The following is a 23,434-nucleotide window of genomic DNA, read 5'->3' as shown; positions in this document are numbered from 1 at the left end:
TATGGGCTAAAGCCTTATCTGGTTTGAGTGCGATCGTCATCCTTACGCAACAAATATTAATGTCATGTCGGCAAACATTCTCGGTGGGCGCTACCAAATTATTAGAGGGCTGGGATGTGGGGGTTTCGGTAAGACTTATTTGGCTGAAGATAGCCATCTACCGGGTAAACCTCACTGTGTCGTCAAGCAGTTCAAACCTAAAACTACGGATATCCCAACTCTACAGATAGCAAGGCGTTTGTTCGATACAGAAGCGGAAGTTTTGTACAAGCTGGGAAAACACGACCAAATTCCCCAGCTTTTCGCTCACTTTGAAGAAAATGAAGAATTTTATTTAGTTCAGGAATATGTTGAAGGTAATAGTTTGTGTGATGAAATACTCCCAGGTCACCAGTTGGATGAAGATTTTGTTGTTAGTATCTTACAGGATATCCTCAAGATATTAGAATTTGTCCATCAGCAGCGGGTGATTCACCGCGATATTAAGCCTTCAAATTTAATTAGACGCAAGCACGATAACAAGATTGTTTTGATTGACTTTGGGGCGGTAAAAGAAATCAGCACTACCACGGTAGACGGGCACTGTCATACAACTATGACGGTTACAGTAGGCTCGCCTGGGTATATGCCAAACGAACAATTTGCAGGGAATCCGCGTTTTTGTAGCGATATCTACGCGGTGGGAATGATTGGTATCCAAGCGCTTACAGGTTTAGATCCCAAAAAACTTAAAAAAGATGCCAATACGGATGAAATTATTTGGCGGGAGTGGGCACAGGTCAGTCCTGGTTTGGCATATGTTTTAGATAAAATGGTGCGTTATGATTTCCGTCAGCGTTATGAGTCTGCTACTTCAGCTCTTGGGGATCTGAAAAATTTGAGCAGTTATGCTTCGGGTATGATGGCTTCCACTATGGTGACGAGAACTCCCACCCAAATACCTAATTCTGGAAGGAAGACGCCATCTCAAATCTCTACTCAGGTGGGGACAAAGAAATCAACTCCTATTTCTGGGCGGAAAACGCCATCTCAAATCTCTACCAAGCTGGTAAAAAGTAATTCAACTTCTACCGTTATAGAACACACTCAATCTCAAAAGCATCATGAGATTGGCTCTACTATAGTGGCAAATAAGAATAAGCTGAAACCTAACTGGATTTGGTTTGTTGTCGCTGGAATTTTAGCTTTGCTAGGTACTCAAATATATAGTTATCGGCAACTGCAATCGTTGATTGCGAAAAGTTCTTCTCCTACTACGCAAGTAAATTTACAAATAACTTCGCCGACGCCGCAAGCAAGTGCGATCGCGACTGCTTCTCCGGCTGCACAACCAAGTGCGATCGCGACTGCTTCTCCGACTCCCCAAGCAAGTGCGACCGCTTCTCCTACTCCGACTCCCCAAGCAAGTGCGATCGCTAACGTAGACCCAACTAAATCAGCCGAGGCTAAAAGAATAGTTGGTTTAATTAACAGCACACAACAACTTTTTTATTTAGAGAATAGCCGATTTGCTTCTACATGGCAAGATTTGAAATTAAATATAGAATCGAGAACGGAAGATTATGACTATGAAATTATCTGGGCCGATCGAAGCAAAGCTTTAGTTACAGCTACTGCCAAAAAACTAGGATTAAAAAGTTATTCTGGTGTAGTTTCTATGCAAGGCGAAACAGTTGTAGATAAAATTTGCGAAACCAACGAACCATCCACTGCGCCTCCGAGAATACCGCAAGCTTTTGGTAAGGATTTTCAATGTCCTTATGGCTCTACTGGAGTTTCAGGGCTTTTGTAATCTCAATGTAAATTACTGGGAATTAGTATGGTAAGCACATCAGTATAATTAAAACCAAGTAAAGTTATGTAAACGCTACCCAATCTAGATTAATGATTGAACCAAGCATTTACATTTATTTACTGAATAAAGTTTATTTGCGCCGATCGCTTTACTATAAATAAAGCAAGTTAGGAATAGGGGTGTTCCCCCTATATTCAAATCCAATTTAATTAGATATTATATATTTCACCAAATCATCTGGCTGCTTTTCACAGATAACTGACCGATGTTTTAGGTTCTATTTGGCGAGCCAAAAATAAATTAATCATCAGACATCTGCGATCCGAAAGGCAAGCAAAAGATGATTATTGGGATTTTGGTTACTCAACTATTATAGTTGATTTAAATCATTTCTTTGCAGACGCTCTTCGCGTCTGCCCCAACACTTTAATTTGGAATTGTTCCAAGGGGTAGTCTGCATTGAATAATTTTACATCAGGAGTGTTTAAATATGACAGTAGCCAACAGCGATACCCTTGGCGATGCAAAAGAGTATTTAGATTATGAAAAAATCAGTGTATTCAAGCAAGATTACAGGCAGGAAGAGGTCTATGAAATTGATGAATCAAGCGATCTACACGACAGCATTTGCGTTAATTTGATATCTTTACTAAAGAGTAAAAGTCGCGCTTTAGGCTACCGGGTTAACACAGGAAGGGTAAAAGTTACTATTGATAGGGAGAATATTGTTTATTATCCCGATGTTATAGTAACCTCTGATGATAGAGATAGAGGTAGCGAAAATTTCAAGCGATATCCCCGTTTAATTGTGGAAGTAATGTCTCCAGAAACGGAAGCTTTCGATCGCGGTGATAAATTCGCTGATTACCGTAAATTAGCAAGTCTGCAAGAATATGTACTAATTAGTCAAGAACGGCTATATGTGGAGTGCTTCCGTCGCAACTCAGAGGGACTTTGGATTCTTTATCCGTATGGGGAAGGAGAAGAGGTATACTTTGCCAGTATTAACTTTCAGACGCCTATTATAGCGCTGTATGAAGATTTGTCCCTACCTTTAGAGGCAAGGTATAGTTTTGAGCATAAAATCCGCAATCAAAAATATACCAAATATCCCATCAACAGATCGATAATTAGTGTGACAGAGGATGCACCCACTCAAATAGCTAGTCACATTCCCTTAAATACTTCTGCCAAAAATAACAAATCGAGTTTTAACAATCTTTGGGTGGCAGGAGCTTTAATTTTAGGTTTTGCAGGCAGTAATATCCATAATTATTGGCAAAGTATCTTATCTAGGAGTAACGTTTCTTCTGGATCGATAACTCAGGCAAACGCCGTCGTTCCTAGCCCTCAAGGCATTCCATCAGAAAAACTCGAACCTTCTTTGGAAAACCAGAAAGATAAAACACAAGAAAATGAAGCAAAGGAGTTACTTCCAGTCCCGATGGTAGAATCGGATCGTTTGGACGCTAAAGAGATTATTGCTTCGATCAACAGAATCCAAAAAGGTTTTTATCTCGAAAACGGACGATTTGCTTCTACATGGGAAGATTTGGGATTCAATATTGAATCAAAAGAGCAAGATTATGAATATAAAATCGCTTGGTCTGACCGACATAAAACAATAGTAACAGCTACAGCAAAAAAACCAGAAGATAAGAGTTACACAGGTATAGTATTTGCCGAAGGTCAATCGGCGGTGGATAAAATTTGCGAAACCGATCGACCATCAACTATACCTCCTGTGATACCTGAAGCGGTAAATAAAGATATGCTATGTCCTCCTGGGGCTTCGATTGTTTCAAGTGTTCGGAAAAACTATGAGGCACAAATTGCCAGTCCTTAAAATAGGCACTTCATTTATTTATAATAAATGAGGGATTTTACTGGATTATAACAGAGAGCGATCGCCTAAAATATTCGCGCCTAAAATAGGCGATCGCTCCCTTTATTGTTGATTAAGTTTTATTATTTGAACCGGGCAATAACAATCTTGAATTAGTAGGTAATTTCCTAGTTATTTGTCGATACATCTCCGGTCGGTTTTGCGCGATCGCAACTTCCCTGAAGCGGTTGATGGCGACACCAATATTCATCCCCACAAGGGACAATCCTAGTAATCGCCCCACAGTACCTCCACCAAATTGAAATAGCGAACCCAAAGGATCGAAAAGCAAACCACCGATAGCTCCACCAATACCTCCACCTATAAATCCAAACTTTAGATCCCCTAAAGTATTTTCTTTAATACCATAAGAACCCCCTAATAGAAGTCCCAAGATACACCAGCCAGCGGTACGAGCAAAAATTAAAAGGGCAAGGGGAGGAGCGCTGTCAACTCTGGAAAATGAAAGGATGGAAACGAATACATATTGTGCAATAAAGCCTGAGATAACACCACTAATTAAACCTAAAGCCGAGCCAACTTTAAGACCGTAATATAATCTTGTCCGATCTTTTCTGAAAAACCCTTCTGCGGCTCCCATCACTGCTCCCAAACACATCCCAAATGCTCCGAACGTTATCATTGCATTCAAAAAAGGATTTGTGGTAGCTAAAATCCGGCTAAGTTGGATAATTTCAACTACAATAAAGCCTATTAAGCTACCCACCCAGCCAACGAGGAGCGGCTTTTTGTTGTTGGAGGAAAAACCAAAAACATAACGCTTGTAGTTAAATTCATGTCTGCAAGTGGGACAGGTCACTCGTAATTTTTTCTTCCGCTTGGGAATACGTAGTTTTTGAGAGCAGTTTTCACACAAAATAATAATTTTTACTTCATTATTATTTTCAGCAGATTGGGGTTGATTCATCTTAGTTTTTTTCCTTAACAGCGTTCAGTAAATCGCCACCTATACCAGTTAAAAATACCGCAATTATACTTAAGCTAACACCTTACTTGGGACTAGCGCAACAAAAATTTACCGATCATCTGATGACAATCGGCGCTCTTGCTAGCTTGTCAAGGCTGGCTCAAACTATTGAGTGAAAAACCGCATTACCCGAAAACTGTAATTTTTGGAAAGCTTATAGCAATCCTGAGTTAAGATGAAATATAGACTTATACTAAGAAACTTTTGTCTATGAAGGCTTGGGCAGAAATCGAAGCAGCGATTAAACAATTTCCAGAAAATGATATTCGCCAATTGGCTGGGTGGATTCAAAACTATTTAAATGAAAAGTGGGATAGACAAATAGAAGAAGATTTGGCAGCAGGCAAATTAGATGCTCTGATTGCGAAAGCAGAAGCAGACATCGCAACCAATAAGGTGAGGAATATTGATGAAATAATTGAAAAATCATGAAATTTGGCAAGATGAGCCCATCGTATCAAGAATTGGCGCTGTAAACCAGCTAAAATATTGACAGTCACCATGCCAAGGAGATGGAAATGCAAGTCAAAGACATGACAGTTGAACAACTCAGCGACCTAATTCGGCATATTGTCGAACAATGTTTAGACGAGTATTTTGGAGATCCTGATGAAGGAAAGGAAATTAAAGCAGAAGTTAAGCAGCAGTTGATAGAACAAATGCAGCGAAGAGAAGCAGGAGAACGCTATTTTTGAGGAATTTATGAAAATTAGTTATGATTCTGAAATTGATGCTCTCTACATTAGACTTGTGGAAGGTAAGCATGAGTGCCGCACTTTACAGCTAACGGAAGAAATAGCTTTAAATATTGGTGAAAATGAGTTATTAGTAGGAATAGAAATTTTAGATGCTTCAGAAGTTTTAGGTGCAGGAAATGTTCCTAATGTAGTGTTAGAAAATATATCTTTTAGTGTAGCTTAAATAGGGAAGGCGATCGCTCTCATTTTAGCAGTCAAGAATTGGCGATCGTTGAGATTTAAGTGAAAGGTGAGGCGATCAATCTCATTTTATCCGATCTTGGCGGCAGGGCAGCGTCGCTACCTGAAAGCAAAGTAAAATGCAGCAAAGCGACTTATAGGTAGCTTTTTTAAGAATCTATGGCAAAATTATAACAATGAGTAGGCGATTTTGCTATACCAAACAAGGTAGAAATCGCACACTTGCACTACCTTCGCAAACTGCCAGGACTTATGCAACTAACGCCAGGGACAAAACTCGATCACGAACGCTATGAAATTAGCAGCCATTTGGGAGGTAGCGGATTCGGTCAAACCTACCTTGCTAAAGCTTTGAGACTAGCAAGCAAACCGACCCGCGTCATCAAGCAAATCAAACCGCAAGCATCCGATCAACAGACTTTCGATGAGGCTAAAAAGTTATTTGACGAGCAAGTTACAGTTTTGGAGGATTTAGGCCAGCACCCTCAAATTCCTAATCTCTTTGAGCAGTTTGTAGAAAATCAAGCATTTTATCTGGTTCAGGAATTCATTGAAGGGGAAGAACTGAGCAAAGAAGTCACACCAAACAAACTATTCAGTGAAGCTGAAGTTATTGCCTTATTACGGGAAATTCTTGAAGTTTTGGCATTTGTCCATCAAAAAGGGGTTATTCATTGCCACCTTAAGCCCTCCAATATCATACGGCGTGAAACAGATAAAAAAATTGTTCTGATTGATTTTGGGGGAGTTAAAAAAATCAGTACTTTATGCCTTAATTCTCAAGGAAAACCGAATTTTAATCCTGCGGTTGGTGCTGATGGCTATATGCCTAGCGAACAAGCCCAAGGTAATCCAGACTTTTGCAGCGATATTTATGCTGTGGGGATGATTTGTATCGAAGCGATTACAAGAGTACCTGCTAATAAAATAGATGAAAACCCCATAACACATGAAGTTAGGTGGAGAGATTTAGCCCCAAACATCAATGGTCAGCTAGCAGATATTTTAGATAAAATGGTGTGTCGCTTTCCCGAACATCGCTACAAGTCAGTAGAAGAAGTTTTGGAAGCGCTTAAAAAATTGAAAAATCCTCTTTATAAAGCGCGTCAGAGTCGAAAAAAAAAGTCAATTTTTGGCATCATGGGACGAGATCCAGTGAATCGTTTGAATCAAATTTTTGGAATTCTAGCAGCCTTATTTGTTGTTTTAGGGATTCCAGGATTGATAAACATATTTCACTGGAATAGCCCAGCCGAAAATTTCAAATCTTATAATAGTCCAAACGGTGAAATCAGCATCAAATATCCTAAAGAATGGACAGAAGACCCGAAATCAGATCCAGGAACTATCGTTACCTTCATGTCTCGGAAAGAAAATAACGCAGACAAGTTTCTAGAGAATCTCAACATAAAGGTTGCAGATTTATCAACGCAGCCTATGACATTGACAGAGCTTACAGAGTTGAATATTAACCAAATAAGTGAATCTTATTCGGTTACTAGCGATCCAATTATTCTTGTTAATAATCTCCCAGCATATAAGGCAGTTTACTCTGGTAAAGAAGGGTCAAATAATGTAACCTGGTTAGTAGTTTGGACAATCAAGGAAAACAAGGCTTACACAATGACTTTTGAGGTGGAAGCAGACAAATATCAAGAGTTCCAGAAAACAGCAGATGATATGATTAAATCATGGCAAATTAAATGATTTTATATAGAAAGTATTCAATTTTATTTGAAATTCATTTTATAAAAAATTAAGCAAGGGGGCAAGACGGAGAATATTTCTGAAAATATTTTCTTGAGATTGACCTCTTGCTTTCCTTGCTATGTCTATATTCTTTTTAGCTAACTCGTAGTTAGGATCAATTTCAAGAACTTTTTTATAAGATTCAATTGCCTCATCGTATCTTTTTAGGTAATGTAGCACTACGCCTCGGTAATGCCAATAGTCAGCGCTTTTAGAGTAAATTGCAATAGCTTTATCAAATGAATCAAGCGCTTTTTGATACTCTTCTAATTTATAAAATGCCCAACCTCGCAAATACCAAGCATTAGAAGCGTTTTTGTTAATTTTTAGATGTTCATCGAATGAAGCAATAGCTTCTTTATACTTTTGTAATTGAAAGAGTACCCAACCTCGATAATGCCAAGTGTCACCGTAAGAAGCTGGTTTAAGTTCAATTATTTTATTGTAAGAAAAAACAGCTTCTTCGTATCGCTTTAAATTCTCTAAAGCTCTGCCTCGCCAATACCAAGATATAACATCATCTGGCTTAAGTTTCACAGCCTTATCTAAGGACTCAAAAGCTTTATCGTATCGCTTCAATTGAGTAAGCGCCCAACCTTTTTTATACCAAATACTCGGATCATCTTGCTTAAATTTCAAAGCTTCATCCAGGGATGCAACAGATTCTTCGAGAATCATTGATGTATGTTTTTCCCAGGATTCTTGAATAAATTTTTTCTTCTCTTGGAAATCCCTGTACTGTTGTAAGCGGTTTACTTCAGTTTGAATTTTTTGTTGCTGCTCTGAGCTAGCGTAGTAACGTAAATGGCTTAGTCCTTCGATAATCTTTTCTCTATATATATAATCGTTATACTGTGACACCTGATTGAGTACCCAGCTTCGATGATGCCACACTGTAGAGTTATCACGCCTAATTTCAAGAGCTTTGTCGGATGATTCAAGGGATTCTTGATACCTTTGAATAGATTTATCGAATGATTTATTCGTCTCTTCTTTCTGGGCCATTAAACCGAAAATATAACCTCTATTAAGCCAAGCTATATGGTAGTTGGGCTTCATTTCGGATTGAACTACTGTGTCATAGCAAGCAAGTGCTTCTTCATATTTTTGCAAAGCTGTTAAAGCAGAGCCTTTTGCAGCCCAAGCTTGATAAAGCTTAGGCTCAATTTGAATCGCTTTGTCATAAGATTTTACTGCTTCTTGGTATTTGCCAAGATTAGACTGAGCAAAACCTAGCCAAAACCAAGCTGGATAAAAAGAGGGCTGCAATTGCGTTGCTTTTTCCAAAACTGGAATAGCTTGCTGATACTTACCATTCCGATATAATCCCCAGCCTTTTGCATACCATGCTTGATAGGAATTAGGCTGGATTTGGATAGCTTTCTCAAAGCAAGCAATTGCTTCTTCGTAGCGTCCTAATCTTATCAATTGGTTGCCACGATTCACCCATTCCCCAGCATTGGAACCACCTGCAACTACTTCTACTTTGTTAAATAAAGATTGAATTGAGCTAACTTCTTGCTGATTTAGTTGAGATGGAAAAGAGCTTTCTATCCTTAATCTATTTGAAGGTGGTAACAAACGCAAAATTTTGTTGATTGGAATCCCTAAACTGTAACCTAGCTGAACATCGTCCCGACCATCTACTCTTCCGTGAATACCGATTACTCGTCCATCAGTATCCAATACAGGCCCACCACTTACTCCTGGCATGGTTATATTACTATAGAGAAGTTCATAGCCACCAGAAAAAGGTTCTTGAGCAAGCTCGGATGCAGTATCCGTATCAAACATAACCCCAGGTGTAAACAAATATGAAGACTGTGAGTTATTTCCTTTTAGGTATCCAGAAACAAAAACATAAATACCATTTGACCATATTTTGGTTGATAAGTCATAATCAATCAGCGTTGCCACCCTGTAGATATCGTTACTAGAAAACTCTAATATAACTAAGTCATATTGAACTGGTCGGATAAACTTACCGGGAGTGACTGGGTGTGCCTTACCATCAGAAGTAACAACTTCATATTCAACTTCATCGGGTACGACATGACCAGCTGTGACGACGTAGTAGGTATTATTTTCTGTGCCAATAATTACGCCGGAACCAAGAGTATTGCCATTAGGTTCACGAATTAAAACAGTTATTTCTTTTGCAATACTATTAACTTCATCAGCGCTTTTTGCCTTTACAGCTTGAGTTTGAACCATTACAATGGTTGCTGCTGCACCGAAAATAGCTACCGGAAGCCTATAGGAGAAATTCATCATCTGACATCCAAAAAATTATTTACTATATAAACTTGGCAATCTTTATGCCTGTTCGATCGCGCCGCGTATCCCTGAGAAAATTGCGGAGCCAGTTTTATAAATGTTTCTATTGGCACTGCCCAACTGTAATTGCTCATTTCCTTTTTTAAGGATGGTTTAGGCTCCGAGCCATCTTCAAACACATAGGGATCTCCCCAAAGAGGATACTTGTGCATTCCATTAATACCGACAACCTCACCCCAACGATTGAGTAGTGGCCCGCCACTCATACCCTTTTGAATATCATTAGTAGACCCAATTTGATATCCTAAATTCAAATCTTTATCTAGTACAATAAAGACTTGCCCGGTTGTGAAGACAAAGCCTATTTTCTTAGACCGATCGATTGTAAATGGAAACCCAGCAGCAACAACTTCATCACCCTCAGACAAAGTAGATGAAGATCCTACAGAGGCAACTTTGTATTCAACATCGGTGCTGTGGAACTCCAACAAAGCCAAATCACGACCCTCAAAGTTAACTGACTTTATCCAATTCGCTTGATAGAGACGACCATCATAAGTTTGAATTTGATATGGTGAGTCTCCTGCGGTTAGGACGTGCTGATTAGTTAAAACTGTGTAAACCGAACCTTGTCGCCGAATTAAAATTCCCGATCCCCAAGTATCTCCTAAAAGAACTTTGACAGTAATTAACCTAGCTAAAGAATAGAGTTGATTCACTGATAACTGCGTTGATTCCTGCTTGGGTGAAAGCCTGGGAACAATCCGCCGATGGGAAACACTGACATCAGGTGTTTGTACTTGCAGCGCCACTGCTAAACTACCAATCCCAACAACCCATGCCAGTGTACGCCAATTCATATCAGCTGTAGCTGCCATGATTTCAAAATTCCAGCAGCGGATCGTCAGATGAAGTTTGCAGGTACTTATCCAGATCTATATAAATAGATTGTGCTGAACCCTGACTAATCGCTCCTGTAGCCAGTACACCACTATTCATTAGACGCTGTTGAACTCTTTGAGCCTCAGCGCGATTACTAAGAGTAATCAATACTCCCACACAAGGGCCATCTTTAAAGCTAGCAACACACAAAATAGGTTGACGGCGTAGAGTTGCAACTTTGATGAACCTGAGTTGACCCTTTTGAGAGTAATTATCGAATCTAGCTGATACCTCTAGACAACGTTGCCTTGGGGTCAATCCTGACCTAGTTGATTGCCAGGTAATTAACGGGCGATTTACTCCCGCCGTGCGAGCAATTGTTGTGGGCGGACTGTTGTTTGTATCACAGAAATAGGTGTCTCGCCCTGATTGACCATAGCTAGGTTGACTGGTAGGCACAATCGTACCGAGTGCCATAAGCGTAACTAGCAGTCGGTCGAATAATTTGGATTTCATAATATTGGTAAGTTTCCTTAAACCCAATAAGTAGATTAGCTAGCTGCTAATAGAAAAATTGCTTAAATTTAAATTATATAAGTATTGTTCGATTTAAATAGTATAATTTAAAAAATATTTACATAAAGAAGACCGAGAGTGGGAACGCCAGCACCCAAAAATCCCGACAGCGCTAAAATCATTAAGCAACATCACTTCTGTCTCTCATGTCCCAAGCTGCCGACACCAAAAACGGTCATCTTCCCACAGGGGTAAATCTGAATAATCACAATTCGATTCGCATTCGGGGTGCGAGGCAGCATAACCTGAAGAATATCGATTTGGAGTTGCCTCGCGATCGCCTCATTGTCTTCACTGGTGTTTCCGGTTCTGGCAAGTCTTCTCTGGCTTTCGATACAATATTCGCGGAAGGGCAGCGTCGCTACGTGGAATCCCTCAGCGCCTACGCGAGACAATTTCTGGGACAATTGGATAAGCCGGATGTGGATGCGATCGAAGGTCTCAGTCCAGCAATCTCGATCGACCAAAAATCGACTTCCCACAATCCGCGTTCGACGGTGGGAACGGTGACGGAAATTTACGATTATCTCAGATTGCTGTTCGGACGCGCTGGCGAACCTCACTGTCCGCATTGCGATCGCTCCATTGCGCCTCAGACGATCGACGAGATGTGCGATCGCATTCTGGAACTTCCCGACGGTACGCGCTTCCAAATCCTAGCACCTGTCGTGCGCGGGAAAAAAGGCACTCACCGCAAGCTACTTTCTTCTCTCGTTTCGGAAGGATTTGTCCGCGTGAGGGTGAATGGGGAGGTTCGACAACTCGATGAAAATATCGAGTTAGATAAAAATCATACACATAATATAGATATCGTGGTTGATAGGCTGATTAAGAAACCCGATATTCAAGAGCGTTTGGTCGATTCTCTCTCCACTTGTCTGCGGCATTCACAGGGAATTGCGGTTATTGAGGTATTAAATAATACATCCAATAAGGTAAGCGCGTCGCGAAAAGATAGTACGTATATAATAAAGGATGGGGAAAACGCAGTCAATAGCTATGCAGAATTACCGCCAGAATTGATATTTTCGGAGAACTTTGCTTGTCCGGAACATGGCGCGGTGATGGAAGAATTATCGCCGCGTTTGTTTTCTTTTAATTCGCCTTACGGCGCTTGTCCGAACTGTCACGGATTGGGAAGTTTGCGAACATTTTCCCCAGACTTGGTAGTACCAGATCCAAAAGCGCAGGTTGTAGCAGCGATCGCACCTTGGGCGGAAAAGGAAGGTTCTTACTATACTGAATTGCTTTACAGTGTAGGAAAAGCACATGGGTTTGAACTGCACACGCCTTGGCAGCAGTTAACTGCGGAACAGCAACAGGTGATTTTGTACGGTTCCGACCAACCGATTTGGATGCACGATCGCAAAGATTACAGAAAGTATGCCGGGGTAATTTTTATGCTGCAACGGTATTACGATGAAAGTGCATCGGAGTTGCAAAAGCAGAAGTTGGAACAGTATCTTGTCGATCGACCTTGCGAAGTTTGTCAGGGGAAGAGGTTGAAACCGGAAGCGCTATCGGTGAGGTTGGGGCAGTATCGGATATTGGATTTGACGGGAGTTTCGATCGCGGAGTGTAAGGAAAGAATTAACGATTTGAAGTTGAGCGATCGACAAGCGCAAATTGGGGATTTGGTACTGCGGGAAATCAAAGCGAGATTGCAATTTCTCCTCGATGTCGGATTGGATTATCTCAGTTTAGATCGTCCGGCGATGACACTTTCCGGAGGAGAAGCGCAACGCATTCGTCTCGCCACACAAATCGGTTCCGGATTGACTGGCGTCCTCTACGTTTTAGACGAACCCAGTATCGGATTGCATCAAAGAGATAACGGTCGGTTGCTAAAAACTCTCACCAAACTTCGCGATTTGGGAAATACATTAATAGTAGTAGAACACGACGAGGAAACCATTCGCGCCGCCGACCATTTAGTTGATATTGGCCCTAAAGCGGGGATTCACGGTGGGGAAATTGTAGCGCAAGGGAATTTAGAGACATTGTTGGCGGCGGAAGATTCGCTGACGGGTGCATATTTGTCGGGAATGCGAGTCATTGAAACGCCAGCAGAAAGGAGAAAAGGAAATGGGCGATCGCTCATCCTCAAAAATTGCCATCGCAATAACCTTAAATATATAGATGTGGAAGTTCCCCTGGGTAAACTTGTCTGCGTGACTGGCGTTTCCGGTTCGGGAAAATCTACTTTAATTAACGAATTGCTTTATCCAGCTTTGCAACATCACCTGACTCGCAAAGTACCTTTCCCCAAAGAGTTGGATACTGTGAAAGGTTTAGACGAAATCGATAAAGCAATTGTGATCGATCAATCGCCGATCGGTCGCACTCCCCGTTCCAATCCAGCTACCTACACGGGAGTCTTCGATGTCATCCGCGATATCTTTTCCCAAACCATCGAAGCGAAAGCAAGAGGTTACAAACCGGGACAATTTTCGTTCAACGTGAAAGGTGGAAGATGCGAAGCTTGTGGCGGACAAGGGGTGAATGTGATCGAGATGAATTTTCTGCCAGATGTGTACGTGCAATGCGAAGTTTGTAAAGGCGATCGCTACAATCGGGAAACCCTGCAAGTGAAGTACAAGGGAAAGTCGATCGCAGATGTTTTGAATATGACAATTGAGGAAGCTTTGGAAGTATTCCAAAATATTCCCAAAGCAGTCACCCGCTTGCAAACATTAGTCGATGTTGGATTAGGATATATCCGTTTAGGACAACCTGCACCTACCTTATCCGGCGGTGAAGCGCAACGAGTGAAATTAGCAACCGAACTATCTCGTCGCGCCACGGGAAAAACACTCTATTTAATAGATGAACCAACAACAGGTTTATCCTTTTACGATGTTCACAAATTACTGGATGTTTTGCAGCGATTAGTGGATAAAGGCAATTCGATTTTGGTCATCGAACACAACTTAGATGTAATTCGCTGCGCCGATTGGGTAATCGATTTAGGGCCGGAAGGAGGCGATAAGGGAGGAGAGACGATCGCTGTGGGAACACCGGAAGAAGTAGCGGAGTGCGATCGGTCTTATACTGGGGTATATTTGAGGCAGGTGTTGTTGCAACATCCGTCAAAGGTAACTGCTTAGCTGAATATATAATCAAAAAAATCAAACCAACTTTCTGGTAAACTAGAAATTATGACATCGGAAAAACAAAGGAATGCGATTATGTATGAATATGTTATCGATCTCGTTGTTCCCCTTATACCTGCAACTCTAGACACAGGTAGTGAGAAATTTCAAACTTGGGAAATTGCAAAATACAACTTTGACCCTTGCCTACAAGTTGGTGATGAGGTTTTGATAAGTAATCTCAAGATAGGCAATCAGGAAGATGAACCTTTTAATTTTATCGCTGGAGTTACAAAACGCCAAAAAGAAATATTAGTTGCTAAAAAAGCCGAGGAATCTATATTTTAGAATATTAATTACAGTAGAAGTAAAAGATAAACACGAATTTCCAAGATTTATTGAGATTATGAAAAGATATAATCCGAATGCCTTTAAAAACTAAGCAGGCATTCTTGAAATACAAACGCTGTTACTCAATAATTTAGCACTGAGAATAGCCATTATAATATTAGCAAATTGTAATCAAAGGATGACATGGAAGGTAAAAGATTTATCCGCACCCTACGATTAAAAAACTTCCTATCCTACGGAAGTGAGGGTGAAACAATTGAACTACAACCTCTAAATGTTTTGATTGGCCCCAACGCATCTGGTAAGTCGAATTTAATCGAAGCAATTGGACTCCTAAAAGCAACACCTACAGATTTAACTGTTCCTATTCGGAAAGGGGGAGGTATCAGCGATTTTCTTTGGAAAGGTGAAAGGAGTATTCCGACTGCTGAAATTGAAGCTATCTTAGACAACCCAGGAAATATGCCAATACGCTATAAGATTGGTTTCACAGTAGTTGGCCAAAGATTGGAACTTGTAGACGAAGCGATAGAGAATGAAACATCATATCCTGGCGAAAAAGGTGTCTATTTTTACTACCGCTATCAAAGTGGTTATCCAGTTTTAAATGTAAAAACTATAGCTTCAGGTCTAGCGGTTAAAGCAACTGACACCCGTCAACGCCATCTTCGCCGAGAAGATCTCATTCCAGACCAATCTGTTTTGTCTCAAAGAAAAGACCCCGATCAATATCCAGAACTCACTTATGTTGGCAATCAATTTTCTAGTATTGCTTTATATAGAGACTGGCATATAGGACGAGATTCAGATCCCAGGATGCCTCAAAAACCAGACTTACCTGAACATCCTCTACTAGAAGATGGTAGTAACCTTGGACTTGTTTTAAACAACTTACAATACCAACTGGGAACAAGACAACTTATAGAGAAGCTAAAGAAGTTCTACGATGCAGCAGAAGAACTTACAAGCAAGATTTATGGTGGTACAGTTCAAATATTTATTCGTGAAGAAGGTCTAACTCAACCAATTCCTGCAACCCGTCTTTCAGATGGTACATTGCGTTATTTATTCTTAATGGCTTTACTGCTAGATCCAACTCCACCACCACTTATTTGTATTGAGGAACCGGAGATAGGTTTACATCCAGATATTCTACCCACAATTGCTGAAATGTTAATCGACGCATCTCAAAGAACACAATTAATTGTTACCACTCATTCTGATGCTTTGGTTTCCGCTCTTTCCCCTGAGTCAGTAATGGTATGCGAGCGAGATGATAAGGGAAGCCATTTGCGTCGTCTTGACCCCGAACGGCTGAAAAAATGGCTGGAAAAGTATACTCTTGGAGATCTCTGGCGGATGGGTGAAATCGGAGGCAACCGATGGTAAAGGAAATCCGCATTTACATCGAAGGTGGTGGAGATTCAAAGAATACAAAAGCTTTACTTCGTCAAGGATTTAGCGCTTTTTTGAACAAGCTAGTTCAGATTGCACGAAGTAAGGGAATTAAATGGCAAATTATTATGTGTGGTTCTCGTAATAGTGCTTTCAGCGACTTTCAAAATGCGTTATCAGATCATCCAGATGCTTTTAATGTACTGCTGGTAGATGCGGAAGCGCCTGTTAAACAAACGCCTTGGAAACATTTGAAATTTAGGGATAATTGGGATTCACCAGGAGTGGATGATAATCATTGTTATTTAATGGTGCAAACAATGGAAGCATGGTTTATTGCTGACATTGATACTTTAAAGAAATATTATGGTCAAGGTTTTAAAGAAAATTGCATTCCCAAAAATCCCAATGTGGAGAGTATTGATAAAGATAGCTTGGAGCCAAATCTGAAGAAAGCTACCAGCGATACATCTAAGGGTGAATACCAAAAAATTCAACACGCTTCCCAGCTTTTAGAGAAATTGGATGTTGCTAAGGTACGTCAGGCTTCTCCTAATTGCGATCGCCTCTTTACAACCCTTTCTCAAATCATGGGAGGAACAGTCTGAAAAGTTTGGATCTAAGATCGAGAGATGAGCGATCGCACTTTGGCTATGTGCGAGCTTGGGAGTGCGATCGCCTCACCATCGCAGTGATATAATCATAATCAATACTGTTTTTATAACAATCAAAATGCCAGCCAAAGATATTTACCATGATGCCGTAAAAAATGCTTTAATTAAAGATGGTTGGACAATTACAGCCGATCCTTATACTATTGAATATGAAGATGCTGAACTATATGCGGATTTAGCTGCTGAGAAACCTATAGCGGCAGAACTAAATGGACGCAAAATAATTGTAGAAATCAAAAGCTTTATTAGTCCTTCACTAATGAGAGATTTTGAAAATGCTTTAGGACAATACATACTATATCGTAATTTACTAAAATTAAACAATCAGAGATATGAAATTTATTTGGCAGTAAGAGACAGTATATTTGATACATTTTTCCAGAGAAAATCTATTCAAGCCGTTGTCAAACTCAATGAAATTGCTTTGATTGTTTTTAGCAATGAAAGAGAGGAGATTGTAGAATGGATAAATTAAACCATTATCGCAATTTAATCAAGCAAGTTCTTACCGAATACGATAATTTGTCTAATCAATCGTCCGATCGACATTCTGAAACCTGCTTGGTGTTTGATGAAAACCACGATCATTATTTATGGCTAACAGTTGATTGGCAAGGAAGTAAACGACTGAAATATACTCACGTTCATATTAGAATCAAGAACGACAAGATTTATATAGAAGAAGATTGGACAGAGGAAGGAATAGCAACTGAATTAATGCGTTTGGGTGTTGCTAGCAGTGAAATTGTTTTGGCTTTTCAACCGCCAGATGTGCGAGGGTTTACAGACTTTGCTATTGCTTAGAAAGATTGGTTGGGAATTGGTGGACGAAAGAGCGATCGCACTTTTTATCTATGCCAATTTTTCTCAACAAAAAAAACTTCTTGAATTCCCCATATTTTGCCAATAAAAATTCAAGAAGTTGGAGATTGATTCCTACTAAATAAAGCTATGGTGTAGTGATACTGAAATTAGGAGTTGGGGCGAGACGACTTGGTTCTAAATTGCGAGTAGGAGCAAAACGACTTGGTTCTAGATTAGGCTGCCTAAATGAATCGTCATCAGGTTGTTCATTAGTAGAACGGCGACCGGAGTTTTGCAAATCACTACCAGTATTACGATCGCCACTCTCTCCCGCAGAGCTTTCGGGACAGTAATATTGAGGAGCTAACTTGAGCGTAATTTCTATATTTTGCTTGCGTGCATTATCCTGGGTAAAGTTGCCAGAAGGTTGTAATTGTGCAATATCTTCAGAACGTATTTGTTCGACACTTAGTCCTTGCTCCAAACGTTGGCATACTGATTCGGTATAAGAAGAATTTACCGCAAGCCTTCTTCTCACATTAGTATCGGGATAGGTATCTGCCAAACGTTGGTATTGTAATGCGTATTGAGAATTATTAAGTCTTGCTCTTCGCACAGACCGCAAACGACCAGACTGTTGAAATGCTGAAGTTGCCGTTTGAGAAGTACCGCCGCACAATCGTCCTAAGTCTAGCGTGCGAGCATTGGAGGTAATCATATAGCAGGGTAGATCCCCAGTCTCTACTTCCGGTGACTTGACAGGAAAACCGTATTGAGTTATCTGCGGCTGACCAATAGCAGGATATGATATGGTGGCAATAGCGATCGCAGACAACACAGCACCCGACCTCAAAGCTTTCAACATAGAAAATACCTAAAACTGATTTTAGAATTCCCTATTGCTGGGGTCGGAGTTCGATCGGCTAAGCAACTTCACGAAATCTTCATAATAGAAGAGACGAGATTGCGGACGCAGCTTGTGGTGACAGAATTTTGGAAATTTATTGCTTTTTTCGTCAATTCAATTGTTTTCTTATTGATTGGCGATCGGATAATATAATTGGTTAGCTAAATCGGAAATTTCTTTAGCCGATCGAACATTTAACCAGCAGAGCGCATTTCCAAAGGAAGGTAAATAGTAAATATTGCCCCTTTGGTTTGACTGGAACTCTGAGCGACAATACTGCCGCCATGAGCTTCCACAATTCGGCGTGCGATCGCCAATCCCAAACCGGTACCGCTGCCTTTGCGCGAGGGATCTGCGGTATAAAACTTTTCAAAAATATAGGGCAGATCGGTATTGTTAATACCTGGGCCTTGATCTCTAATTTTTACAACTGCTTGACTGCCTTCTTTATAGACAGAAATAAACACTTGAGAATTTGGCCCTGAATATTTAATCGCATTGTCGAGTATATTCAAAAAAGCTTGAATAAGACGTTCTGGATCGCCATGTAATTCCACCATCTCCGCAACATCTAAATGTATGCCGACTTGATGGGATTGCATCCGGGTTTCCATCGCTTGTACAGCCCGATCGATCAGGGATTTCAGTTTCAGCGTTTGCCGTTCCAGTGCCGTTACGCCTGCTTCCAGTCGTCCGAGATCGAGAAGGTCGTGAATTAGTCGCGACAAGCGTTTAATCTCATCTTGTGCAGTTTTGATAAAGCGATCGCGCAGTTCCGGTTCCTCAGCAGCTCCATTCGCCAGCGCCTCCAGCGTCACAAACACATTGCTCACGGGAGTACGCAGCTCGTGCGATACGCTGGCAAGAAATGCTCGCCGCTCATTATCCAAAGAAGCTAACCGCGCACTCATTCGATTCAATTCAACTGCCAATTGCCCAACTTCATCGCTTTGACGGATATTTAATTTGTCACCAAAATTACCTCCACCCATCCGAATAGCAAAATTGCTCATGGACTGGATCGGTCTTGCAATACTCCGAGTCAGATATTCACTAATTGCAGCGCAGAGAATGAAAGTGAGAATGAGAGTTCCTAAAATCGTCCAAATAATTGTTTGAAACTGACGCTGGAACTGCTGCAGCGTGATCGACATCCGCAAGACACCCAGCACGCGACCGTTGCGGACTATAGGACGCGCCACGTACAAGCGATCGTCTTTTGACAGCACGCCTTTGGCAATACCTTGGGCTGTCTGATTTGCAAATGCTTGCTTCATTCCGGGAACTGCAAACCAATCGCTTACCTGATAATCGATATCGGGAGCAGAAGTTGACAGTAAGTGACCATCTGGCGAAAAGACGCGCAGAGTAACTGTTTCTGGTGCCCCGTAGCGTTTTACTGTCAATTCCACCCGCTCTAAATTATTTTCTTCCAGCGAGTCAGCTACACTTTCGCTCAGCGCAGTAGTCCAAGCATCTAGATCTGCCTGCCTGCTTCTCATAAAATAACCGTAGAAAGAAAGCAGAATGTAACCCGCTAGCAGGGAAGTTCCCAGTGCTGTCAGTGCCAGATATGTGGCCAACAATTTTGTGTGAATCGAATTCCATTTAATCCGAATTGGAAAAGTAATCATATCGTATCCAGTTGTATTGTTATCATTTAGGCTACTTTCAGAACAGAAGTACTTTTAGAGCAGAGGGGAAACAAACAACGATTTCTTGCACATTCAACTATAGGATAACGATGCTACCGTACTTGATATCCAAGATTGAGATATTGCCAAAAAAACTACCCCGACCGCATTTGAAATTTAGTCGGGATTTCTGAATGCTTGTAGCTTTTTTTAAATTTCTGCCGAAGCGCTTTTTTCCCCAGCCCGACGCCGCAGCACAGCTTTTATCCGTGCCATGAGTTCGCGAGTGTTGAATGGTTTGGTGACATAATCGTCTGCACCAGCTTCTAAGCCCCAGATTTTGTCAATATCCTGATCTTTTGCGGTCAGCATTACTATCGGTACGTCAGAATAAGCTCTCAAACGCCAGCATATTTCCATGCCGTCTATTCCTGGCAGCATCAAGTCTAAAATTATTACGTCTGGCACCTGCTTGTGAAACAGTTTGAGCGCAGTCATTCCATCTGGCGCTGTTGTTACCTGATAGCCTTCTTTCATTAAAGAATAAGAGAGGCTAGCGCGTAAGGCTTCTTCGTCATCAACTAATAAAACGTGTGGCATAGCGGATTTCTCGATTATGCAATACTTGGCTGCTGTGTAACCGCAGCAATCACTTCCATCAGCTATATGTAATAGTTTTCTTTGAATGTTAATAATCAGTCTGACTTAATATTACTCTCTAGCGGTAGATAAGGCTTCTGTCCAAGGAAGTATTGCAGCTGTGTTCGCTTGGTACTTAGTGTAGTGACGATCGCCTGCGTTTGTTTATCTTACTGGTCTATGAATCTACACTATAGACGTTGCTAATAATTCTATCTAAAGACATAGGCGAAGAGGATCGCTTTTAAATAAAATGACAGATGGCAAATTAACTTGTTTAATTTGCCATCTGTCATTTAGAACTAGCTGGCTAGTGGGGCTATGTAAAATTGTTCTTAAACAGTCGCCATTGCAGGGGTAACAGATTTAACCTGGCCTAGCAGCTTGTGCAATTCTTCACCCTCAATAACTTCTGTTTCCAGGAGTTTGGTAGAGATAGTTTCCAGTAAGTCCCGGTTGGTTTTGAGGATATCCAAAGCTTGGTGATGGGCGGTTTCGACAATTTCCTTCACCTCGCGATCGATGGCTTGTGCGGTGTCATCGCTGACAGCGCGGCGCGGATTGGGCATACCATCGCCCAAGAACATAGATTGCTGACCTTTCTCGTAAGCTAACGGCCCCAAAACCTTGCTCATACCGTAGCTAGTCACCATCCGTTCTGCCAAGTCGGTTGCGCGTTGCAAGTCGTTAGATGCACCTGTTGTGATGCTACCAAAGACAATTTCTTCTGCGGCGCGTCCGCCCAAGAGGGTAGCAATTTCACCCCGCAGTTCGGCTTCATCCATCAAGAAGCGGTCTTCTGTGGGCAATTTCAAGGTATAACCCAAAGCAGCCATCCCGCGAGGGACGATCGAAATTTTCTCCACTTTACCGCTACCGGGCATCAAGAAGCCAACCAAAGCGTGACCGACTTCGTGATAGGCGACAATCTTTTTCTCTTTATCGTTGAGGACGCGGCTTTTCTTTTCCAAACCGGCGACGACGCGCTCGATCGCTTCCGTCAAGTCTGCTTGGGCCACAGCTTCGCGGCGATTCCGCGCTGCCAGCAAAGCGGCTTCGTTAATTAAGTTTGCCAAATCTGCACCGGCAAAACCGGGAGTGCGGGTAGCGATCGCTTTGATGTTAACATCCGCCCCCAGCTTGACTTTTTGGGCGTGAATCTTCAGAATTGCTTCGCGACCGGCCAGATCCGGACGGTCTACCAACACTTGACGATCGAAACGTCCGGGACGCAGCAGTGCCGGGTCTAGAGTTTCCGGACGATTAGTAGCTGCCAGCACAATCACTGTTGTATTGGTTGCGGCAAAACCATCCATTTCCGTCAGCAACTGGTTAAGAGTTTGTTCGCGTTCGTCATTACCACCGTAAAAACCGTTGCTACTGCGGGACTTACCGATCGCATCCAGCTCGTCGATAAAAATTATACAAGGAGCCTGCTTCTTCGCTTGCTCGAACAAATCCCGCACCCGTGCCGAACCTACGCCGACGAACAGTTCCACAAACTCCGATCCGGAGATGCTGAAGAACGGTACGCCGGCTTCCCCAGCCACAGCTTTGGCTAGCAAAGTTTTCCCAGTACCAGGGGGGCCTACCAACAGCACACCTTTGGGGATACGCGCCCCAATTTGAGTGAAACGACCGGGATTCTTCAGAAAATCGACGATTTCCACCAATTCCGTCTTGGCTTCTTCCACCCCAGCAACATCGGTAAAGGTGATTTTAGTTCCCTCGTTTTCTACATAAACCTTAGCTTTGCTCTTGCCGATCGAGATCGCACCTTGAGGGCCACCGCCACGACCGATGAAAAACTGCCAAATAGCAATAAAGATCAGCGGAGGTATCACCCAACCTAGTAAACTGGTAAACCAGGTATTCTTAGGTGGTGGGGGAGCAGCAAATTCAACCCCTTTTTCCTGTAGGAGTGTGGGCAAGTTTAGATCGAAAATGGGTGTAGTAGAAAGCACTTGCCCTGGCTGACCTTCTTCACCTTTGATCTGATAACGAATTTCGTTTTGACCAACCAAGGCACGCTCGACCTGTTGTTCTTCGACTTGGTGAATAAACAAGCTGTAGGGAACTCTAGGAATCTGGGGGCCAAACAAACTCGGTAAAAACAAGTTCGCTAGCAGGAACAAGCTGGACAGCAATAAAAGAATACTGCCAATCTGGCGAAAACGAGGAGGTTGAGGCTGGTCTTTGATTGCCATTTATTTTAAGTCTGCCTTTCAAAACGTGTGTAAACCCATTGATTTCTTGGTTTTACCCAAGTACATCGCACCCAATATCTCTGAACTATTCGCTTTTAACTGTTAACTAATTGGTAACAGCTAAAAGCTGATTGCTTTCAGGTTTGGATGTACGCCCCGATGCTGGGAAGAGACTTGCAGTTGAAAGCCTGAGTCTCGTAAATGCGGTTTTGCAACCGTTTGGGGCAATTACGCTTTCAGCAACGCCAATCAACGTTTTTTGATTCAAGGCTGTGGCGTCAACCTGCTACTTCCATAGGTCGTTACTCTATGTTTTATGGGCTAATTGAATACTTTTTGATATATTTGCCCACAGAAGTCAGGAACTTGATTCACCTCCTTAAATTCAACCTAATTATGGCTGGAATTGTGGGGCAAACCGCTTAATTCCAGCTAATAGGGTTGACGTTGGCGGATTATTCTCCTCCAAGCCATGACAATTTCTATCTATCTGTTACAAGCTTAACATTTTGTTACTTCATCCGGGGATTGAGGGGAGTGGGGAAGTCAAAAGTTAAGAGGGAGAGGGGAAAGGGGAAAGGGGAAAAGGGAAAAGGGAAAAGGGAAAATATTAATTTTTCCGCTGTCCCACTCCCCCAGTC

The 23,434-nt window shown here is 41.7% G+C and carries 22 protein-coding genes; 14 read left to right on the top strand and 8 right to left on the bottom strand.

Annotation, left to right across the window (positions count from 1 at the left end; genetic code table 11):
- Positions 1-64 precede the first annotated feature (64 nt).
- Entirely contained in the window at positions 65-1,792 is a 1,728-nt protein-coding gene (locus tag H6G03_RS21765) for a protein kinase domain-containing protein (RefSeq protein ID WP_190468300.1), read from the top strand.
- Positions 1,793-2,285: 493 nt separating this feature from the next.
- Positions 2,286-3,641 (top strand): Uma2 family endonuclease, encoded by a 1,356-nt coding sequence (locus tag H6G03_RS21760; protein ID WP_190468295.1) that lies wholly within the window; start codon positions 2,286-2,288, stop codon positions 3,639-3,641.
- A 112-nt stretch (positions 3,642-3,753) separates the two neighbouring features.
- Here the strand turns inward: H6G03_RS21760 and H6G03_RS21755 are convergent, their stop codons facing one another.
- Positions 3,754-4,608, bottom strand: a complete 855-nt coding sequence (locus tag H6G03_RS21755; RefSeq protein WP_190468292.1) for a zinc ribbon domain-containing protein — start codon at positions 4,606-4,608, stop codon at positions 3,754-3,756.
- A 270-nt stretch (positions 4,609-4,878) separates the two neighbouring features.
- On the opposite strand from H6G03_RS21755, the gene H6G03_RS21750 reads away from it, so the two are divergent.
- The 4 genes from H6G03_RS21750 to H6G03_RS21735 all read left to right on the top strand — a co-directional run bounded on the left by H6G03_RS21750 (position 4,879) and on the right by H6G03_RS21735 (position 7,313).
- Complete coding sequence (locus H6G03_RS21750) at positions 4,879-5,100, top strand: hypothetical protein (RefSeq protein ID WP_190468288.1); 222 nt, start codon at positions 4,879-4,881, stop codon at positions 5,098-5,100.
- Positions 5,101-5,186: 86 nt separating this feature from the next.
- Entirely contained in the window at positions 5,187-5,363 is a 177-nt protein-coding gene (locus tag H6G03_RS21745; protein ID WP_190468284.1) for a hypothetical protein, read from the top strand.
- Positions 5,364-5,370: 7 nt separating this feature from the next.
- Complete coding sequence (locus H6G03_RS21740; RefSeq protein ID WP_190468280.1) at positions 5,371-5,589, top strand: DUF2283 domain-containing protein; 219 nt, start codon at positions 5,371-5,373, stop codon at positions 5,587-5,589.
- A gap of 269 nt (positions 5,590-5,858) precedes the next feature.
- Positions 5,859-7,313, top strand: a complete 1,455-nt coding sequence (locus H6G03_RS21735; protein WP_190468278.1) for a serine/threonine-protein kinase — start codon at positions 5,859-5,861, stop codon at positions 7,311-7,313.
- A gap of 39 nt (positions 7,314-7,352) precedes the next feature.
- Here the strand turns inward: H6G03_RS21735 and H6G03_RS21730 are convergent, their stop codons facing one another.
- From H6G03_RS21730 to H6G03_RS21720, 3 genes are read right to left on the bottom strand one after another with little or no spacing between them, the layout of a single operon-like run.
- The gene (locus H6G03_RS21730; RefSeq protein WP_190468275.1) at positions 7,353-9,629 is read right to left on the bottom strand and encodes a tetratricopeptide repeat-containing S1 family peptidase; all 2,277 of its coding nucleotides are present in this window, start codon (positions 9,627-9,629) and stop codon (positions 7,353-7,355) included.
- Positions 9,626-10,510, bottom strand: coding sequence for a S1 family peptidase (locus H6G03_RS21725; RefSeq protein WP_242056822.1), 885 nt, complete (start codon positions 10,508-10,510; stop codon positions 9,626-9,628). The genes H6G03_RS21730 and H6G03_RS21725 overlap by 4 nt, the downstream gene beginning before the upstream one ends.
- 4 nt (positions 10,511-10,514) lie before the next feature.
- Entirely contained in the window at positions 10,515-11,030 is a 516-nt protein-coding gene (locus tag H6G03_RS21720; protein ID WP_190468272.1) for a COP23 domain-containing protein, read from the bottom strand.
- 206 nt (positions 11,031-11,236) lie between these two features.
- On the opposite strand from H6G03_RS21720, the gene uvrA reads away from it, so the two are divergent.
- The 6 genes from uvrA to H6G03_RS21690 all read left to right on the top strand — a co-directional run bounded on the left by uvrA (position 11,237) and on the right by H6G03_RS21690 (position 17,406).
- On the top strand, positions 11,237-14,197 hold the full coding sequence (uvrA, locus tag H6G03_RS21715; protein WP_190468268.1) for an excinuclease ABC subunit UvrA: 2,961 nt from the start codon (positions 11,237-11,239) through the stop codon (positions 14,195-14,197).
- Positions 14,198-14,248: 51 nt separating this feature from the next.
- Positions 14,249-14,530: a hypothetical protein gene (locus H6G03_RS21710; protein ID WP_190468266.1), complete on the top strand. Its 282-nt coding sequence runs from the start codon at positions 14,249-14,251 to the stop codon at positions 14,528-14,530.
- 186 nt (positions 14,531-14,716) lie between these two features.
- The gene (locus H6G03_RS21705) at positions 14,717-15,922 is read left to right on the top strand and encodes an AAA family ATPase (protein WP_190468262.1); all 1,206 of its coding nucleotides are present in this window, start codon (positions 14,717-14,719) and stop codon (positions 15,920-15,922) included.
- Positions 15,916-16,536, top strand: coding sequence for a DUF4276 family protein (locus tag H6G03_RS21700; protein ID WP_190468260.1), 621 nt, complete (start codon positions 15,916-15,918; stop codon positions 16,534-16,536). Before H6G03_RS21705 ends, H6G03_RS21700 begins: the two co-directional genes overlap by 7 nt.
- Before the next feature lie 124 nt (positions 16,537-16,660).
- Positions 16,661-17,077, top strand: coding sequence for a XisH family protein (locus tag H6G03_RS21695; protein WP_190468257.1), 417 nt, complete (start codon positions 16,661-16,663; stop codon positions 17,075-17,077).
- Entirely contained in the window at positions 17,065-17,406 is a 342-nt protein-coding gene (locus tag H6G03_RS21690) for a XisI protein (RefSeq protein ID WP_190468254.1), read from the top strand. The genes H6G03_RS21695 and H6G03_RS21690 overlap by 13 nt, the downstream gene beginning before the upstream one ends.
- Positions 17,407-17,551: 145 nt before the next feature.
- On the opposite strand, the gene H6G03_RS21685 is transcribed toward H6G03_RS21690, so the two are convergent.
- The 4 genes from H6G03_RS21685 to ftsH4 all read right to left on the bottom strand — a co-directional run bounded on the left by H6G03_RS21685 (position 17,552) and on the right by ftsH4 (position 22,793).
- On the bottom strand, positions 17,552-18,271 hold the full coding sequence (locus tag H6G03_RS21685; protein ID WP_190468252.1) for a hypothetical protein: 720 nt from the start codon (positions 18,269-18,271) through the stop codon (positions 17,552-17,554).
- 236 nt (positions 18,272-18,507) lie between these two features.
- Positions 18,508-19,947 carry a sensor histidine kinase gene (locus H6G03_RS21680; protein WP_190468249.1) on the bottom strand — a complete coding sequence of 480 codons (1,440 nt, stop codon included), beginning with the start codon at positions 19,945-19,947 and terminating at the stop codon, positions 18,508-18,510.
- Positions 19,948-20,157: 210 nt separating this feature from the next.
- Complete coding sequence (locus H6G03_RS21675; protein ID WP_190468246.1) at positions 20,158-20,547, bottom strand: response regulator transcription factor; 390 nt, start codon at positions 20,545-20,547, stop codon at positions 20,158-20,160.
- Between the two features lie 374 nt (positions 20,548-20,921).
- Positions 20,922-22,793, bottom strand: a complete 1,872-nt coding sequence (gene ftsH4 / locus H6G03_RS21670; protein ID WP_190468243.1) for an ATP-dependent zinc metalloprotease FtsH4 — start codon at positions 22,791-22,793, stop codon at positions 20,922-20,924.
- Between the two features lie 201 nt (positions 22,794-22,994).
- Here ftsH4 and H6G03_RS21665 point away from each other — a divergent pair, with 201 nt between their 5' ends.
- Together H6G03_RS21665 and H6G03_RS37565 are read left to right on the top strand one after the other, a co-directional pair.
- On the top strand, positions 22,995-23,219 hold the full coding sequence (locus H6G03_RS21665; RefSeq protein ID WP_190468240.1) for a hypothetical protein: 225 nt from the start codon (positions 22,995-22,997) through the stop codon (positions 23,217-23,219).
- A 21-nt stretch (positions 23,220-23,240) separates the two neighbouring features.
- Positions 23,241-23,434 (top strand): hypothetical protein (locus H6G03_RS37565; RefSeq protein ID WP_206756640.1); only part of this gene is annotated, 194 nt, incomplete at its 3' end.

It is taken from the genome of Aerosakkonema funiforme FACHB-1375 (assembly GCF_014696265.1).
Classification (GTDB): Bacteria; Cyanobacteriota; Cyanobacteriia; order Cyanobacteriales; family Aerosakkonemataceae; genus Aerosakkonema; species Aerosakkonema funiforme_A.
This window is presented reverse-complemented; position numbering and strand designations above follow the sequence as displayed.

Bases quoted from the DNA above. Each gene is read 5' to 3' on its own strand.
- H6G03_RS21765 (WP_190468300.1), top strand. From the start codon at position 65: ATGTCGGCAAACATTCTCGGTGGGCGCTACCAAATTATTAGAGGGCTG.
- H6G03_RS21760 (WP_190468295.1), top strand. From the start codon at position 2,286: ATGACAGTAGCCAACAGCGATACCCTTGGCGATGCAAAAGAGTATTTA.
- H6G03_RS21755 (WP_190468292.1), bottom strand. From the start codon at position 4,608: ATGAATCAACCCCAATCTGCTGAAAATAATAATGAAGTAAAAATTATT.
- H6G03_RS21750 (WP_190468288.1), top strand. From the start codon at position 4,879: ATGAAGGCTTGGGCAGAAATCGAAGCAGCGATTAAACAATTTCCAGAA.
- H6G03_RS21745 (WP_190468284.1), top strand. From the start codon at position 5,187: ATGCAAGTCAAAGACATGACAGTTGAACAACTCAGCGACCTAATTCGG.
- H6G03_RS21740 (WP_190468280.1), top strand. From the start codon at position 5,371: ATGAAAATTAGTTATGATTCTGAAATTGATGCTCTCTACATTAGACTT.
- H6G03_RS21735 (WP_190468278.1), top strand. From the start codon at position 5,859: ATGCAACTAACGCCAGGGACAAAACTCGATCACGAACGCTATGAAATT.
- H6G03_RS21730 (WP_190468275.1), bottom strand. From the start codon at position 9,629: ATGATGAATTTCTCCTATAGGCTTCCGGTAGCTATTTTCGGTGCAGCA.
- H6G03_RS21725 (WP_242056822.1), bottom strand. From the start codon at position 10,510: ATGGCAGCTACAGCTGATATGAATTGGCGTACACTGGCATGGGTTGTT.
- H6G03_RS21720 (WP_190468272.1), bottom strand. From the start codon at position 11,030: ATGAAATCCAAATTATTCGACCGACTGCTAGTTACGCTTATGGCACTC.
- uvrA (WP_190468268.1), top strand. From the start codon at position 11,237: ATGTCCCAAGCTGCCGACACCAAAAACGGTCATCTTCCCACAGGGGTA.
- H6G03_RS21710 (WP_190468266.1), top strand. From the start codon at position 14,249: ATGACATCGGAAAAACAAAGGAATGCGATTATGTATGAATATGTTATC.
- H6G03_RS21705 (WP_190468262.1), top strand. From the start codon at position 14,717: ATGGAAGGTAAAAGATTTATCCGCACCCTACGATTAAAAAACTTCCTA.
- H6G03_RS21700 (WP_190468260.1), top strand. From the start codon at position 15,916: ATGGTAAAGGAAATCCGCATTTACATCGAAGGTGGTGGAGATTCAAAG.
- H6G03_RS21695 (WP_190468257.1), top strand. From the start codon at position 16,661: ATGCCAGCCAAAGATATTTACCATGATGCCGTAAAAAATGCTTTAATT.
- H6G03_RS21690 (WP_190468254.1), top strand. From the start codon at position 17,065: ATGGATAAATTAAACCATTATCGCAATTTAATCAAGCAAGTTCTTACC.
- H6G03_RS21685 (WP_190468252.1), bottom strand. From the start codon at position 18,271: ATGTTGAAAGCTTTGAGGTCGGGTGCTGTGTTGTCTGCGATCGCTATT.
- H6G03_RS21680 (WP_190468249.1), bottom strand. From the start codon at position 19,947: ATGATTACTTTTCCAATTCGGATTAAATGGAATTCGATTCACACAAAA.
- H6G03_RS21675 (WP_190468246.1), bottom strand. From the start codon at position 20,547: ATGCCACACGTTTTATTAGTTGATGACGAAGAAGCCTTACGCGCTAGC.
- ftsH4 (WP_190468243.1), bottom strand. From the start codon at position 22,793: ATGGCAATCAAAGACCAGCCTCAACCTCCTCGTTTTCGCCAGATTGGC.
- H6G03_RS21665 (WP_190468240.1), top strand. From the start codon at position 22,995: ATGCGGTTTTGCAACCGTTTGGGGCAATTACGCTTTCAGCAACGCCAA.